Annotated in this window: 11 protein-coding genes and 1 pseudogene; 7 read left to right on the plus strand and 5 right to left on the minus strand. The window is 38.9% G+C overall.

The genetic code is table 11. The annotated features are described in order from the left end of the window. A pseudogene (locus L2764_RS21785) lies at positions 1-107 on the plus strand (IS30-like element ISVsa7 family transposase); the annotation flags it as partial. Between the two features lie 142 nt (positions 108-249). Here the strand turns inward: L2764_RS21785 and purT are convergent. After that, a complete protein-coding gene (purT, locus tag L2764_RS21790; RefSeq protein ID WP_248942444.1) occupies positions 250-1,434 on the minus strand; it encodes a formate-dependent phosphoribosylglycinamide formyltransferase in 1,185 nt (394 codons plus the stop codon). Positions 1,435-2,055: 621 nt separating this feature from the next. Here purT and L2764_RS21795 point away from each other — a divergent pair. Then, positions 2,056-3,555, plus strand: a complete 1,500-nt coding sequence (locus tag L2764_RS21795; protein WP_248942445.1) for a peptidase — start codon at positions 2,056-2,058, stop codon at positions 3,553-3,555. Positions 3,556-4,114: 559 nt separating this feature from the next. Here the strand turns inward: L2764_RS21795 and L2764_RS21800 are convergent. The 4 genes from L2764_RS21800 to exaC all read right to left on the minus strand — a co-directional run bounded on the left by L2764_RS21800 (position 4,115) and on the right by exaC (position 9,762). Continuing rightward, the gene (locus L2764_RS21800) at positions 4,115-4,687 is read right to left on the minus strand and encodes a serine protease external chaperone (RefSeq protein WP_248942446.1); all 573 of its coding nucleotides are present in this window, start codon (positions 4,685-4,687) and stop codon (positions 4,115-4,117) included. Between the two features lie 83 nt (positions 4,688-4,770). Further along, positions 4,771-7,089 (minus strand): S8 family serine peptidase, encoded by a 2,319-nt coding sequence (locus tag L2764_RS21805; protein WP_248942447.1) that lies wholly within the window; start codon positions 7,087-7,089, stop codon positions 4,771-4,773. Positions 7,090-7,285: 196 nt separating this feature from the next. Beyond that, on the minus strand, positions 7,286-8,161 hold the full coding sequence (locus L2764_RS21810) for a trypsin-like serine peptidase (RefSeq protein ID WP_248942448.1): 876 nt from the start codon (positions 8,159-8,161) through the stop codon (positions 7,286-7,288). A gap of 80 nt (positions 8,162-8,241) precedes the next feature. Then, positions 8,242-9,762, minus strand: coding sequence for an acetaldehyde dehydrogenase ExaC (gene exaC, locus L2764_RS21815; RefSeq protein WP_248942449.1), 1,521 nt, complete (start codon positions 9,760-9,762; stop codon positions 8,242-8,244). Between the two features lie 457 nt (positions 9,763-10,219). On the opposite strand from exaC, the gene L2764_RS21820 reads away from it, so the two are divergent. The 5 genes from L2764_RS21820 (at position 10,220) to L2764_RS21840 (ending at position 16,132) form a co-directional block, all read left to right on the plus strand. Further along, entirely contained in the window at positions 10,220-12,004 is a 1,785-nt protein-coding gene (locus L2764_RS21820; RefSeq protein ID WP_248942450.1) for an ATP-binding cassette domain-containing protein, read from the plus strand. Then, positions 11,997-12,782: a class I SAM-dependent methyltransferase gene (locus L2764_RS21825; RefSeq protein WP_248942451.1), complete on the plus strand. Its 786-nt coding sequence runs from the start codon at positions 11,997-11,999 to the stop codon at positions 12,780-12,782. Before L2764_RS21820 ends, L2764_RS21825 begins: the two co-directional genes overlap by 8 nt. Before the next feature lie 184 nt (positions 12,783-12,966). Then, entirely contained in the window at positions 12,967-13,446 is a 480-nt protein-coding gene (locus L2764_RS21830) for an excinuclease ABC subunit A (protein ID WP_248942452.1), read from the plus strand. A 260-nt stretch (positions 13,447-13,706) separates the two neighbouring features. Beyond that, the gene (locus L2764_RS21835) at positions 13,707-14,870 is read left to right on the plus strand and encodes an MFS transporter (RefSeq protein ID WP_248942453.1); all 1,164 of its coding nucleotides are present in this window, start codon (positions 13,707-13,709) and stop codon (positions 14,868-14,870) included. Between the two features lie 668 nt (positions 14,871-15,538). Then, positions 15,539-16,132 (plus strand): IS3 family transposase, encoded by a 594-nt coding sequence (locus L2764_RS21840; protein ID WP_248942454.1) that lies wholly within the window; start codon positions 15,539-15,541, stop codon positions 16,130-16,132. The last annotated feature ends 3 nt before the right edge of the window (positions 16,133-16,135 follow it).

A 16,135-nucleotide genomic window follows, 5' to 3' on the forward strand; every position in this document is an offset into this window, starting at 1 on the left:
CCAATGCTGAATTTTTAATTAACATGAGGCCAAGAAAGGCGTTAAACTTTCTCAGTCCTTATGAGTTTTTAACAGGTAAACGTGTGTCGCTTATTGCTGAGATCTAGGATTTATTTCTTTATTATGTCGATCGCACTTATGACAAAGGCTACGAGGGAAATAGCGGAGCGGAAACAGAAAAATATATTGGTCTCAATATTGATTATTTATTTTAACTATTTACATTCACTCCACTCTGATTAAAAAACATTAAAGCTGAATAGTCACCTTTACCGCACACTCTTGAGCTAATTTACGCGCCTGATCGATTGACTCTCCAGCAGCCAATGCCACCCCCATTCGACGGACCCCACTGACTTTAGGCTTACCAAATAAACGTAACTGAGTATTAGCAACAGATAAAGCAACATCTACATGTCCAAAGCATACACGATGACTTTCTCCCTTGACTAAAATAACATGACTCGCACAGGGACCCCGCTGAACGATATTCGGGATAGGCAATCCTAAAATAGCTCGAGCGTGCAAAGCAAATTCGGATAAATCTTGACTCATCAACGTCACAAGTCCCGTATCATGAGGGCGTGGAGAGACTTCACTAAAGATAACATCATCACCTTTTACAAATAGCTCCACACCAAAAACCCCCCAACCTCCGAGGTCCGAGGTCACTTTTTCAGCAATATCCTCAGCTAGTTTTAATGCATGAACACTCATCTGCTGAGGTTGCCACGACTCTTGATAATCTCCATTTTCTTGACGATGCCCAATGGGTGCACAAAATGACGTCCCATCTTTATGCCTAACAGTTAACAAGGTTATTTCAAAGTCAAACTCAACAAAGCCCTCAATAATGACTTTATCTTTTCCGGCCCGGCCTCCATCTTGTGCATAATACCAAGCAGCATCAACTTCTTCAGGATTTTTCAATACCGATTGACCTTTCCCTGAACTGCTCATAATCGGTTTAATCACACAGGGAAAACCAATGTTCTTTACCCCTGCTAAATAGGCCTCTTTTGTTTGCGCAAAAACATAATCGCTCGTTTTTACCCCAAGCTCTTCAGCCGCTAAACGACGAATACCTTCTCGATCCATTGTAAGCTGAGTAGCTCTTGCCGTTGGAATAACATGAAAACCTTCTTCTTCCAATTCCGCTAATGTATCAGTCGCGATGGCTTCTATTTCAGGCACGATGAGATCGGGTTGTTCATTTTCTATCACTTGCCGTAATGCTTGACCATCGAGCATATCTATAACATGACTACGATGTGCCACTTGCATAGCAGGTGCCTTTGCATAACGATCGACAGCGATAACTTCAACCCCAAACCTTTGTAGCTCAATCGCTATTTCTTTACCTAGTTCACCTGAACCACATAATAATACTTTCTTTGCCATACTTGATAATGGCGTGCCTAATGTGACTGACATATGCTCCCTTATATTCCCTAATAGAAGAAATAGTGCGAATTTAAATTTATATCATTAACCTTTGAGCATAAACGCCTCTACTCAAGGGAACAATCACCCAATCATCTCAATAATAAATCTCTGTGTTTTCATTTTAAAGTGAATCATATGAATAATCATTTTTTTACAACGAACAACTCTTCGGTGTATTTTATTCACATTGAATCAAACTATTCATGCCTAATGATATACAGAATAATATTGATAGACATAGGTCTAACAAATAAGATGAACTTCCATTAACTTTTATGAAACAATATAATCCACCTTAATAATATAACGTAATAAAAAATCAGATGCCGTCACCCGCCCCCTATCACTAATAATCATCAACCTCAATATCAGTGCCTCACACAGTATTTAAATTAAAGTCTAATTTAGAACTAACTATTATTAAATCAAAAAAAACAATCCTTAACAATAATATAAAAATTAGCTTTTACTACTATTTAATCATAAGTTTATTGATAATTAATCTCATTTACATACTGATATTATTAATATACCTTCAATGACCTAACAAGGTTGATTAATAACAATTGAAACTCACACCATTTAAATATAGGTTAAGGAATAATAACTATGAATAAGAACATTTTATCATTATCGATTGGTGCCATTTTATTTTCCATGTCACATTCAACTTGTGCAGCAGATGACACTGTCCCTTTTTTTAATGAATTTCATGAAAATCCAACTCAGGTAATGAATAAAATCCCCGTTAAGCGATCTAATAATGGAAGTGAGCTCCCTGCTTTTTTTTCTAATGAAGAAATAAACGAAAACAACTTTGTAAAATTAAAAGATAAATCAAGAAAAGACTTCATTAATAAAAATAATAAAGCACTTAACTTTGATAGTTTCAGTTTAATCGATTACAACACCGATAACCCAGCACATTTGGTTGATCTTGGTTTTAAGCTCGAAACCAACCTAATCAAACTCGATAGTAAAGCAACTCAAGAAAGTCATTTACCCCGTACAGCCTGGTCTGATACCTATTGGCCATTATATTCTGGCGCTAGCGCCTGGCGATATGCCGATAACCCCAGTGCCAATAATTGGCAAGAATATTATGATTTTTCTCACACCGTTAAGCCTGCTGAACAATATATCGATGACGAAAAAAATAACCTATCTCCCGCTGAAAAATATGATTTGTTAGTCGGAGATAAGAATATGAGCTTAACAAGCAGTGCATGGGATTCAGGAAAAAGTTATTTCGATTCATATGGCGAAGTAGAAGGCTGGATGGGACTCTGCCACGGATGGGCTGCCGCTGCCTATATGATGGATAGACCCCAAAAAGCCATTACAGTCAAAGATGCCAAAGGCGATGATTTAATGTTTTATCCATCAGATATTAAGGCTCTCGGCACTTTACTCTGGGCAAGCTCTCCCTATCAAAGTAACTTTATGGGACAACGATGTAATATCAAAAATCCAGAAAAAGATGAAAATGGACGTATCATTGAGCAAAGCTGTTTTGACAATAACCCTGGTAGTTTCCACACCGCAATATTAAATCAAATAGGCATCAGTAAACGCAGCCTAGTAATGGATGCCACTTATGATTACCAAGTTTGGAATCAACCTATTCTTTCATATAAGCTAAAATACGTTAATTTAGTTTCCAATACGACTAAAGACACGTTAGAAGATGCCATAATCAACATCGATGCTTATAAAAATGATAAATTTCAATCCTATCGTTCTGATGATGCTACCCAAATTGTTGGTGTAAAAATGGAACTAGAATATTTATCTGAGACTAGCCCTACACATAATAAGACTGACAATGAACATCGTGATCACACGGTAACCGTTGATTACTTTTATGACTTAGAAATTGATAAACAAGGTACTATTATTGGTGGTGAATGGTACTCTAATGCCCATCCCGATTTCCTATGGACACCAACAAAAAACGCTATAGCGCAATCTTATCCTAAAGTGTACGGTGAATGGAAAGAGGGACAGTCTATTCCTGAATATTGGAAAAAACGTGCACAATCAGCTTCAAATAATAACCAACCGCTCACAAAAGTGGTTTATGAATTAGTTAAACGTTCTAGTCAATAAATTTAAAATCATTGATGGGTCAAATCACCTTGTTGACTCATCAATTGTGATATTTATCATAAACACTTCAAAAAAACCTATTCACTTTAACTAAAATGACTTTTAACCTTTATCATCAGCACTCCACCGCGCCCTTACTCACTTTATCTCTAATGATTATTTAATACGAGATTCATCTAGATTATTGGCAAAAGCAATAAGTACTTACGCCATATTAATGCTACCCCCACAGTAATAACCTACAATGATAAATACACATCAGCCATTACTTTATAAAACAACAATACACAAATAGAATTACCACCGCTTAACTCAATTAAAAACAGGCATTGAAACAATACTGTCATCACCTACAACACACGATTTTTATCGATGATAGTAATGTTTCAGATAGTGATAATAGTAATACAACCTAATAGTCCATCCCCCCCCATAATAGAGTTAACTTGAACATGGTCAATACATTTAAAACAAATGATCTTCATCAATTAATGTCAAATAAAAAACCGACAATGTGATATTGTCGGTTTTTATTTCATACTTATTAAAAACAATAAATTTAATACGCTTCGTACACAACATCCAATACTTCAATTTTTGTTTGCACCACCAGCCCAGAGTCTTTTACTTTTTTCGCTGCCAATAATATATCGGCATCGTCAGCCACTTTTAAAACCGCCAATTGAGTACCAGCATAAGATGTCACCACTTCCAATCCAGTCGTTTGTGTAACGTCATCAACTGAAACATCTTTGGCTAATAAGACAGTAATATATCCTGAAATTGGCGCCAATTTATTCGTCAATACATTACGGGCTAATGTCCCTTTTATCACGCGATGTATAGGCCTTTCACTTTTCATTACCGACATGGTACCTAAACTTGCCACCCTATCATCGACTGAAGCAATACCTTGAGGTACTAACGCTAATTGATACTCTACTTTATAGGCGCCAAAGTCACTTTTTTCTATTGTGAGATGATATTGCTTTTGGCTTGATAGTTGTTTCGCTTGTATTCTCGCTTCATTCAATAACGTCATGGTATGATTCGATGGCTCTTGGGCCGGTAGGGATACAGTGTAAGATAAGGGTAAACTTACGATAACCGTCAATAACAATGCTTTTCTCATGATGACTCTCCTTATTCAACAGCTTGAGCGTGACTTGAAATATTAAGTATCTTTTTTATCAATTAATCATTTCTATTTTTTGATTAATGACCAAATACCCTCACAGCAAAACCTTCTAGTATGCTGTCTTCACGATTGTTCATATAATATTCGGCTTTAATCAGATCGGTCCCAGGTTCAGATAGTGAAATATCTTGACTACTCGTATCCAATAACCGTAACGTCCATGTGCCTTTGCTCGACTCACCATAAAACGCATTCGATAAAAAAACACCATCCTTAATGATATAGCCTTCCTGCACTCCTTCACTAAACGAATAAGCTGGCACTAATAAAGCCTGCTTTGAAGAAAGCAAAACACTTCTGGTTCCTTTTGGTGAAATAACTTCAATGGCTAAATCCATACCTGCCGTGGTATTAAATCGTTTCCCTTCACTGTCAATTAATTCACTCAACATATCTGAGTTAGCCACATCAAATTTAAACTGCACTGCTTCTAACGTTAAATCTTCTTGTATTTCTACGCTAACAGACACGCCATCAATATGATTGTCTTTAATCAGCTTAGCGATTGGTTTATCACCAATACTGCTCCCCTCTCCTTGCCACTCACTGATGACTTGTTCACCCAAATCTTTAGTATAAAACTGCGCCATTGCCACAGCGGCTCCCGCATTCACACGACCAAAACCATATTTATTATTAAAAGGGTATCCCGCATCATTGGTCACCCATGCGTCATGAGCAATAAAAGTTCCATTCGACATTTTCAGCAACACAGGTTTATCTTCTAAGTCCACATGACTGCTGGTTGATACCAATATATGCCTAACATCACGCCAAGTGAGCTCTGGGTTTGCCGCCAAAATTAACGACACCACGCCGGATACATTCGGCGCAGCAGAAGAGGTTCCATTAAAAGTCGACGTATAGTTACAGCTTAAATTATCGTCATGAGCAGGATAGTTAAAGGGATACATTTGCGCAGTAAGATCTTCACCATAATATTGTGCCGCTCGACTATTAAAGCTTGCATAGCCTTTTAAACAACTCATTTGATCTGTGGTGATCATCGCCGGTGCCCATCGGCCATATTCCCCCGCTGGCGCCGAAACAAATATATTCGCCCCCGCCGTTGAATAACTGGCGTGTTTTCCATCCGTATTCACAGCCGCAACACTTAAATAATAAGGATGAGCCTGACTCAGCTCAAAGCTACTGCTATAGCACGTTAACCCTAAAGCATTTGCACCATTATCAAGACAAATCGATCCCTCTGCGCCATCATCATTAAAGCCATTACCACTGGCTTTAATATTAAGTGCTCCCTTGCCTTCTCTTAAATTTAAACTCGGGTAAGATGCGATAGACTCATCGATTTCTGAATAACTAAAGAAAGTAGGATAAGTGATCCCATAACTACGATTAAAAACCGCAATGTTATCGCTAGATGCAATACCACTACCAGGAAAGCCATGAACTAAAAAATCAGCTTGTGGAGAATTGGTATTATTACTAAGGTATTTCATACCAATCAGTTTAGTATCTGGCGCAACACCCCGTCCCCCCAAGCCGTTCCAACCTTCAGCAGCAATGAGTCCCGCCACACTGGTACCATGATCGCCCAACTCACTTATCGATGTCGGATCCATCTTATTGATGGCATCACCATCCAGATTAAGTGATCTATTCGGTAGTATGTTTGTAATTAAGTCTTCATGGTTTATTTCAAGTCCAGTATCAACAACAACAGCCGTCATCCCTTGCCCTGTTACGCCATATGCAAAAGCCTCAACCACATTCATATCTTCATCAGGAATGAGTTTAGCGATACTCTCTTGATACCAAGTTTCTGTCATAACTGTGGCATCCTCCTCACTAAAGCCATTTTCCATTAAAAGTTGAATATAGGCACTCCCTAGTGCTTCATTTAATGCATAAGCTTTTTGGCCAGTATTACGTAAATGCCATTGTTGATTAGCCAAAGGATCGCTGATGACATCAGAAATTAAAATGGCCGCACTGGCCGATTGATTATTGACTGTCACGGTATAAGTAATTTCTGCATCTTCACCAGTCAGTGAGATATAACGAAATGACTTATTATCAATCATGTTAAGAGTGCCATGACTAAAATAATATACCCCACCTTCTGGCTTAACGAGTTGATCACCGTCCTTAAAAATAACACTAAAAGTATCACCAGCCTGTTGATCTACCCCTAGGCTGGCTTCAACGGGAAGCCAATGTTTTGCCGCTTTAATTTCAACATCAGCAACACTTAGGGCTGTGTTCTCTGAAGAACCTTCAGAGCCCGTCACATGATCGGATCCCCCACCACATCCTGTTATTGCAAGTAATACTACCGCCGACAAACTTGATAACTTAAATACATTGTTCATGTTTTAGACTGCTCCTCATCCTTGTCGTTTCACTTAAACTACATTTTCGTAAAACTAGATAAGCATTAAACACACTATTTAAACAGAAAAAAACATAGACTTAAGTTTTATATTATTTATTAGAAATACATGGTTATATATTTTTATTAATGAAGAGGGTTTTGCATGCTAGATTCGGAAAATAAAATAAGAAAGCTTAATGAAAGGATGGAATCGAAGCCGTTAAACTCCGTAAAAAAACAATCTTAACATTCCATAATAAGACTAAAAAAATAGGTTGCTTACATGAAATCGCTTTATTATTCACTGTGTTAGTAAATTGCTCAACGGGTACTGCAACGACACGAAAACGCCCTCGGCTGTCATTCGCTCCAGCAGAAATAACCCCTGCAATGTAAGGTTCAGCTTGCCCTTTAATCTGAACCAAAATGGGTGCGCCTGAATCCCCTTTTTTTAACGCACAATTTTTAAGCCGCCACATTGTAGAATCACTTCTTGGCACTGCTGACTCACAAGTATCGGTTTGAGTGAGTTGTGTAAAATTACCGCTGGCGTAACCTGCCGTGATCAGCTTATTGATTGCCCCGACTTGCTGATCCCATAATGGAAAGCTCCCCAAAGTACACCCTATTGGTCTTTCAAGCTCCAAAACCACCCAATCGATCAATAAGGCATTTTCTGTAAATTGCCCTGTCGGAAACGTTTTACTTGGTACCGTATAACGCTTTATCTTCACTTTAGCTTTAATGTCATTGCCCTTCAGTCCAGCATAAAATAGTAATTTATGGGGACTCACATAAGCATTACTGTCCCTATCAAAAACACAATGGGCTGCACTCACAATTAAATTTGGCGCCACTAAAGTTGCGGTACAACTCGTCTTTTTATACACGCGTAATTTACCCAGTCGATCCCATTTGATATCTTGGGAACCACGGCTTTGATTGACTTCACTGGCATCAGCACTCACCTCAATAATGGCACTTAACCCTATCAGCAACATCCCATAAAAATAGCCTGAATAATGCCAGACAGTCCTTTGTCTTTTTCTTTGCAAGAGCCTATAGATCATGGTGACTCCTGAATGTCATCGCAATCAAAAAAGGAGCTGACTTAGCCTGATCCTTTAACCATAGCTCATCGAAGCTTACATTAAAAAAATCCTTGAGGGTTAATATCATAGCTCACAATAATATTCTTGATTTGCTGATAATGTTCCAACGCCATTTTATGAGTCTCTCGCCCTATACCCGATTTTTTATATCCGCCAAAAGCCGCATGAGCTGGATACATATGATAACAATTCGTCCATACCCGCCCCGCTTCTATTTTTCTCCCCATACGATAGGCACGGTTAATATCACGACTCCACACGCCTGCACCCAAACCAAACTCTGAACCATTCGCCAGTTTTACCGCCTCTTCTTCCGTTTTAAAGGTTGATAATGAAATGACTGGTCCAAAAATCTCTTCTTGAAACACTCGCATAGTATTTGTTCCTTTCAACAAAGTCGGCTGAATATAAAATCCTTTATCTAACTGCTCATCTAAGGCTTCTACTTTACCTCCGATTAATACTTCCGCCCCTTCCTTTTTACCTATTTCGATATAATTTAAAATTTTATCAAATTGTTCTTTCGATACTTGTGCCCCCACCATAGTATCTGTATCGAGAGGATTACCTCTAATAATTTTCTTGGTTCTTTCGATCACTTTGGCAATAAAGGCATCATAAATGTTCTCATGAATGAATAAACGTGAAGGACAAGTACATACCTCACCTTGATTTAAATAAGCAAGCACTGCACCTTCGATGCATTTATCTAAAAATTCATCTTCAAAATCCATCACATCCTCAAAGAACACATTTGGCGATTTTCCACCTAACTCCACCGTTGATGGAATAATATTTTTTGCCGCGCACGCTAAAATATGTGATCCAATAGGTGTTGAGCCAGTAAACGCAATTTTAGCGATCCTTGTGCTAGAAGCTAATGCATGACCCGCTTCATCGCCAAATCCATTCACTATATTCAAGACTCCTGCGGGCATTAAATCCTCAATTAATTCCATTAGCACTAATATCGATGCAGGCGTTTGCTCAGCAGGCTTAAGAATAATGCAATTTCCTGCCGCCAAGGCAGGTGCTAACTTCCACGCAGCCATTAATATTGGAAAATTCCATGGAATAATTTGCCCAACAACGCCTAAAGGCTCGTGAAAATGATACGCTATGGTATTGTCATCAATCTGCCCTATACTGCCTTCTTGCGCCCGTAAGCACCCAGCAAAATAACGAAAATGATCCGCTGCTAAAGGAATATCTGCAGCGAGTGTTTCTCTAATGGCTTTACCATTATCCCATGTCTCGGCTACTGCCAGTCGAGTTAAATTCTGTTCAATACAATCAGCTATTTTCAATAATATATTGGAACGTTCTGTCACTGCAGTGCAGCCCCAAGCAGACTTGGCGCTATGAGCGGCATCAAGTGCCAGTTCAATATCTTCCACGCTTGAGCGAGGTATTTGACAAAAAACCTCCCCATTAACGGGACTTAAATTATCAAAATAGCGCCCTTTAACGGGTTCAATCCACTGACCATTAATAAAGTTTCCATATCGCGTTTTAAACTGCATAAGTGCATCATGACTTCCAGGATTGGCATAGATCATTGATATTTCCTTTTGATTAGGGGCTTATGATGAACCTATTCACTTTAGGACTAAATGTCCATGCCACTAACAGGCTACAAATCAATCCTATCTCCCTAAATAAACGCCACAATTCGATAATGAGTTAAAGATGAATGATGATTTCAAATAAATCAGTTGTTTTTATGACCAGTAAGATTTATCATTGTTTACAACCTATAACGGTAATCATTAACTAAAAAAGGAGGATTTGTTATGTATACGTGCCAAAGAGATTTTGCTCGCCACTTTTTCGCCATCAAGCGCTCTGAACACTGCACTCCCGTGCTGCGATAATCAGAGCCAGAGCTAAACCTGTACTAACCCATTAATAGAAAATGTGTTAGCTTCACCCTTTAGAGTCACTTCACTCGGCTCACTGAATTATCGTCAGCGTTTATTGATGAGGGTTTTTACACCCTAAATTCAGGTAAAAACAATGACCACATTCGTATCGTTACAATCAGTTTCATTAAATCTGCATACCTCTTTATTACTTAATAACATCAGTTTATCCGTCACTAAAGGTGACCGTATTGGATTAGTTGGCCACAATGGCTCAGGAAAAAGCAGTTTACTCAAATTAATCAATGAAGAGTTAACAGCAGATACAGGGAACATCACCTATCAGAATCAATGTATACTCGCCAAAGTCGAGCAAACATTACCGACTAAATTACTTGAAAAATCCTTATTTGATGCCGTATTAGATAAACTCGCTGCTCATAAACAAGTGGATGAACAGTGGCGCGTAGAAATGTTATTAAACAGTATAGGGCTCACCTGTTTAATATGGGGGCAAAGTGTATCCAGTTTAAGTGGTGGTCAATATAACCGTTTATTACTCGCTCGCGCGCTCATTTTAGAGCCTGATCTTTTATTGCTTGATGAACCCAGTAATCATATGGACTTACCAGCATTACTTTGGTTAGAAACTTTTTTACAGACATTCAAAGGCAGCTTTATTTTGGTGTCTCATGATCAACGATTACTCGACAAGGTCACCAATCAAACGTGGATCATTCATAGTAAAAACCTGCATCACTTTACTCTATCAGCAACCAAAGCGGCGATTGCACTGGCAACCCAGCTAGAAACAGATAAGACCCGCCATCAACAGCAGCAACAAGAAATAGACAGAATAAAGAGTAGTGCTAAACGCTTGGCTCACTGGGGACACACTTATGACAATCAAGATCTCTCTAGAAAAGCCAAAATGATGCAAAAACGGGCTGATAAATTAGTCCATGCTCAAGTTGAAAAAGCACAGCTACCGCCTTGGACCTTACGACTTAACGGTCAACATCTCCAAGCAGATAGATTACTCACCATTGATCAGTTTGAAGTCAGGGCGCATACAGGTGGAGAACGACTTTATCCTGTGCAAAATCTGCAAATACGCAGTGGCGATCATATCGCGATCTTAGGGGCTAATGGTTGCGGTAAATCATCACTGATTAAGCAGCTATGGAATACACATCAAGATAAAAACTCAGCACAAGTGACTGAAATTCAATTTCATCAAAGGTGCACATTGGGCTATTACGATCAGCATATGCAACAACTGGATGATGAGGTGAGCTTAATCGATGCACTTTATCCATTTTATCCCAGTTCTGAGCTTGAGCGAAAACAAGCGTTAATTATCAGTGGCTTTCACTATGTAAACCATCAAAGTAAAGTGCGCACTTTAAGCGGTGGCGAGCGATCTCGTCTACTGTTTACCGCCTTAAGTTTGGCCAAATATGCTTTTCTCCTCCTAGATGAGCCTACAAATCATCTCGATGTAGAAGGTAAAGAGCAATTGGCCACAAGCTTATCCACTTTTGAAGGCGGGTTTATCTTAGTGAGCCATGATCGAGAGATCATTGAGAAAAGCTGCAATCGATATTGGTTAATTCAAGACGGAAAGCTCACAAACTGGATTGATATTGATGCCTTATATGATGCCATGCGAACATCTGGACTAGCTTTACCTGCTGCACCGACAACACAACAGGCTATCAAAAATACCACTTTGGCCAGTGACTCTGATGACATGATGCTAACTCAACTTATTGCGTTAGAAACGCAGTTAGCGTTAGATTTAAAGCGAAAAACCAAACATCAAAAGCCCAAAATGCAGCAGCAATGGCAGCAAGCCATTCGGCAACTAGAGAGCCAATTGAGCCTAAGAGAGCATCAACAAGCGACTTCCGTCGCCACAGGAAATAACCATGAATGAAGCAAGCCTTAATCAGCAAGCATGGGATAACCGCACACGACTTCATGTTAAATCCGATTTTTATGATGTCGCGGGTTTTCTGAATGGAAATAGTAGCCTTAATCCTATGGAGCTTGAGGCCTTAGGTGACGTCAATAATCAATCACTGTTACATTTGCAATGCCATTTTGGTTTAGACACGCTTTCTTGGGCTAGGCTGGGTGCCAATGTCACCGGTATTGATTTATCACCTGTCGCCATTGAACAAGCCAAGCAGCTCGCTGCCCAAACAAACCTGAATGCAGCATTTATCTGTAGTGATATCTATCAATATTTTGACTTGAAGCAGCGTGAGACAAAGCCCGAACTTTTTGATATTATTTTCACCTCTTATGGAGTGCTTTGCTGGCTCAATGATCTTGATCTTTGGGCCCAAGGTATTAGCGCAAGCTTAAAGCCCAATGGTATTTTTTATCTGGCAGAATTTCATCCCATGGTTGATTTATTATCAGGTAATGATTATTTCACTACCAAGCAGCAAATAATAGAAGAGCCAACTTACACTGAAAACCATAATGATGAAATCGATACCCTTGCAGTTTGGTCACACAGCTTAAGTGATGTGATTAATGCCTTGCTGGCTGCGGGCATCACCATTGAGTCATTTAATGAAATCCCTTACTCTCCTTATAATGTCTCAGCTGATCTCACTCAAGATCAACAAGGACGATTTTTTTCACACCATCAAGGAAAGAAAGTGCCTTTAATTTACAGCATTAAAGGGCACAACAAATCATAACCCAAGAATAAAAACACAATAAATTACACACTATTAAAGGGGGTGCAACACTCCCTTTCATTTTTTAATAACGAAGATTAATTTTACCCCTCTTTTACCTACCGTTAAGACTAAACACAGTTAGACTAAGATAAGATTATGCTCCTCAAATAATTAAACGCTCATCTAATACTGGGATCCACAAATGAAAAAAATACTTTTTATCTTTCTCTTGTATCCATTATTCTTAAGCTCTGCTTACGCAAGAGATACCATAGAAAACTATTCAGTGAGTGACACACTGGCGCTTGAACAATCTAAAAACATTCTCGGTGATGACATCAGCTTCTATTTTGGTAAGCAAGAACATCCTCCCGTCATCAAAAGTTTTGTTGAATTTAGAACCAATAATAAAACCAATGCCTTCAATAAAACCGATAAAGAAGCCTGCCAATGGGTTTTCTTATCCGCCATGAAAGCACTCAGAAATAAAGCCATTAGTCAGGGTGGAAATGCTGTCATTAATATTAAGTCCAATTACAGAGATAACTTAACGGTCAGTAACACCACATTTCAATGCGGTGCAGGGGCTATCATTGCGGGTGTCGCCTTGGTGGGTGATGTCGTGACGCTCAATAAAACGGCTGTTGATAATACTGAAATAGATGACTATACATTTGAATAGCATACATTTAAATAATCCACTATTTTAATAGCGATAACGCCCTCTTAAAAGTCAATATTAACCGCCCTATCGCCCTTTAAAAAGGGCGATAGCGGGCATAACTCAAATCCATCCTCTCATTTCATCCGTTTTAACACCATCATCCCTATATTGTCATCCTAAATTTAATGTTCAAAGAACACAGCCACAAACAAGGCTCATTCTTTTCAAATAGGATTACACTCATCATTAACACTCATAAAACCATCAAGATTACGCCTATGCACCGCTTTTATTTTAATTGGCTCGCTTACGCACTGTGTTTTATTGGCTACATGACCTTAATGATCTCGCCACCACTCATATTGACTATCTCGAGTTCATTGGATTTAAGCTTAACAAAAGTCCATTCTGGGATAGGGTTACTCTTTCTGTTTTTTTCTTTATCTGCGATCTTGTTAAGTAGCTTATCCGATGTATTTGGGATTAATAAGATCCTTAAAATCGCTCAAGTAACATCCATTAGTGGACTGATCACCGTCGGTAGCGCCACTGGGCTAATGTCTTTTTATATTGGTTGCATTTTGATCGGTTGTGGCACTGGCAGTTACTCCTCCATTGCACGTTCGATTGTTTTACGCCATGCCAGCGATAACGATGAAATGAAGCACACTTTTTCACATGTTTCTATTTATATTATTATTGCACCGGTAATTGCCTCTTACCTTGCACGCTATATGTTAACCATCGATTGGCGATGGACATATTATCTTATGGGCCTTATTGAAATCATCCTATTCTTTTATGCTACATTCGTTCTTTCTGTCGATAAAAACACACAGACACGTATTGCATTTAAAGACATCCTTAAACATTTTCAATATTGTCTTTCTCAGAAGTCGTTTGTACTCAATTTCTTAGCTATCGGGATCAGTTTCACCCTTTTTATGCAGATCATCATGACTAATATTCATGCTGCTTTATCAAATATTGAACAAATCAGTGATAGCCACTATAACCTTTTCTTGTTTGGAGTCAGCTTTATCTACATTTGTGGCATTTTAACCTATAGATATTACATACACTTAAGTCACCACCCTAGCATTCGGGTATTGAGTCTTATGGTATTAACCCTGAGTATTGCAGGCTTAAACTTTTCATATGATAATGTGCTTTATATGATGTTATCGATTTATATCATGTGTTTCAGTTTAGGTTTTTTTATACCTTTATCGACGGGCTCTGCGATGATCCATATCAATAAGGCCCAAGGCATCGCCTCAGCCTTATTCACTTTTGCCTTTGCCAGCATATCCAGCCTCTATGCCTTTATTGAAGCTCACACCCAACTGCCTCCGTACCAATACATATTAAATGCATCAGCCATCTCAACATTATTATTGTTTATCATTTCACTGTGCTTTTTCATTAAAAAAGTAGAGTGATTTCATTTTTCAAGCCTTTATGACCAAACTTTATAAATATGTCCTGTCAACGGTCCTTCTACACTTCGTTGAATAAAAATCCCCGCAGCAAGCTATCTCGCCTTTGGCTCAACTTCGCTACGCGAAGCGGGGTATTAATATACTGAAAGACTAAAACTTACGCAGCCAGCTGCGGGGAATCAGACCCACTGAGATTGAAGTGGCATAGTTAATTTGGCCACCTAGTTAGAGGTTGATATTATGGCCTCATTATTATTTAGGTAATCATATGACTAAGCGTATAAGACGTAACTTTACTCCCGAATTTAGATGAGAAGCGGCATTACTCGTTGTTGCACAAAACTATTCTGTTACTGAAGCGGCTAACGCAATGGAAGTGGGTTCGTCAACCAACTTAGGGATGAACGTAATGGCGGGAAGTCCAAAGCAACCCCAATAACACCTGAGCAGTTGAAAATTAGAGAGTTAGAGCGAAAAATACATCGGATGGAAAGAGAGAGTGACATTCTAAAAAAGCTACAGCTCTGTTGGTATCAGGCTCACTCAACTATTTGTAATGGTTGACAATATCAAACAGAGCTACCCAGTGGCTGAGATTTGTTATGTGCTTGGCATTCATGTAGTTATCGTTATTGGCTCTCTACATCCAAAAAATGAGCTTGAGTGAGATGAAGCTACAAAGTGAAGTAAACATAGCACATAAGGAAAGTAACGGCTCAGCTGGTGCAAGAACCCTTTCAGGTATAGTCAGTCAGCGAGGTCTAAAACTGAGCCGTTATAGAGCGTCTAAGTTAATGAAAAAATTTAATTTAGTGAGCTGTCAGATAAAGACTCATCGTTATAAAAAAACAACAAATGAACATCTGGAGATCCCTAATACATTAGATAGACAATTTGTAGTACCAGAGCCAAACCAAGTTTGGTGTGGCGATGTGACGTACGTTTGGGCTGGAAATAGGTGGCTATATCTTGCAGTCGTTATTGATTTATTTGCCAGAAAATTGATTGGTTGGGCAGTATCAAAATCACCCAATACAGATTTAACGGCTAAAGCGCTTTTAATGGCATTTTCCGTTAGAAAACAACCTAAAGGCGTGATATTTCATTCAGATCAAGGTTGCCATTATACGAGTAAGCAATTTAGGCAGTTATTGTGTGAGCGTCCGGCGAACTACGCCTTGCTTAGATTAACATGCCAAGGTAAGAGACTATTGAGATCACAGTTGGGGGGAGATAGCTGTTCCAAGCAATGTTCGATGTAATCG

This window comes from Shewanella surugensis (assembly GCF_023284005.1).
Taxonomy (GTDB): domain Bacteria; phylum Pseudomonadota; class Gammaproteobacteria; order Enterobacterales; family Shewanellaceae; genus Shewanella; species Shewanella surugensis.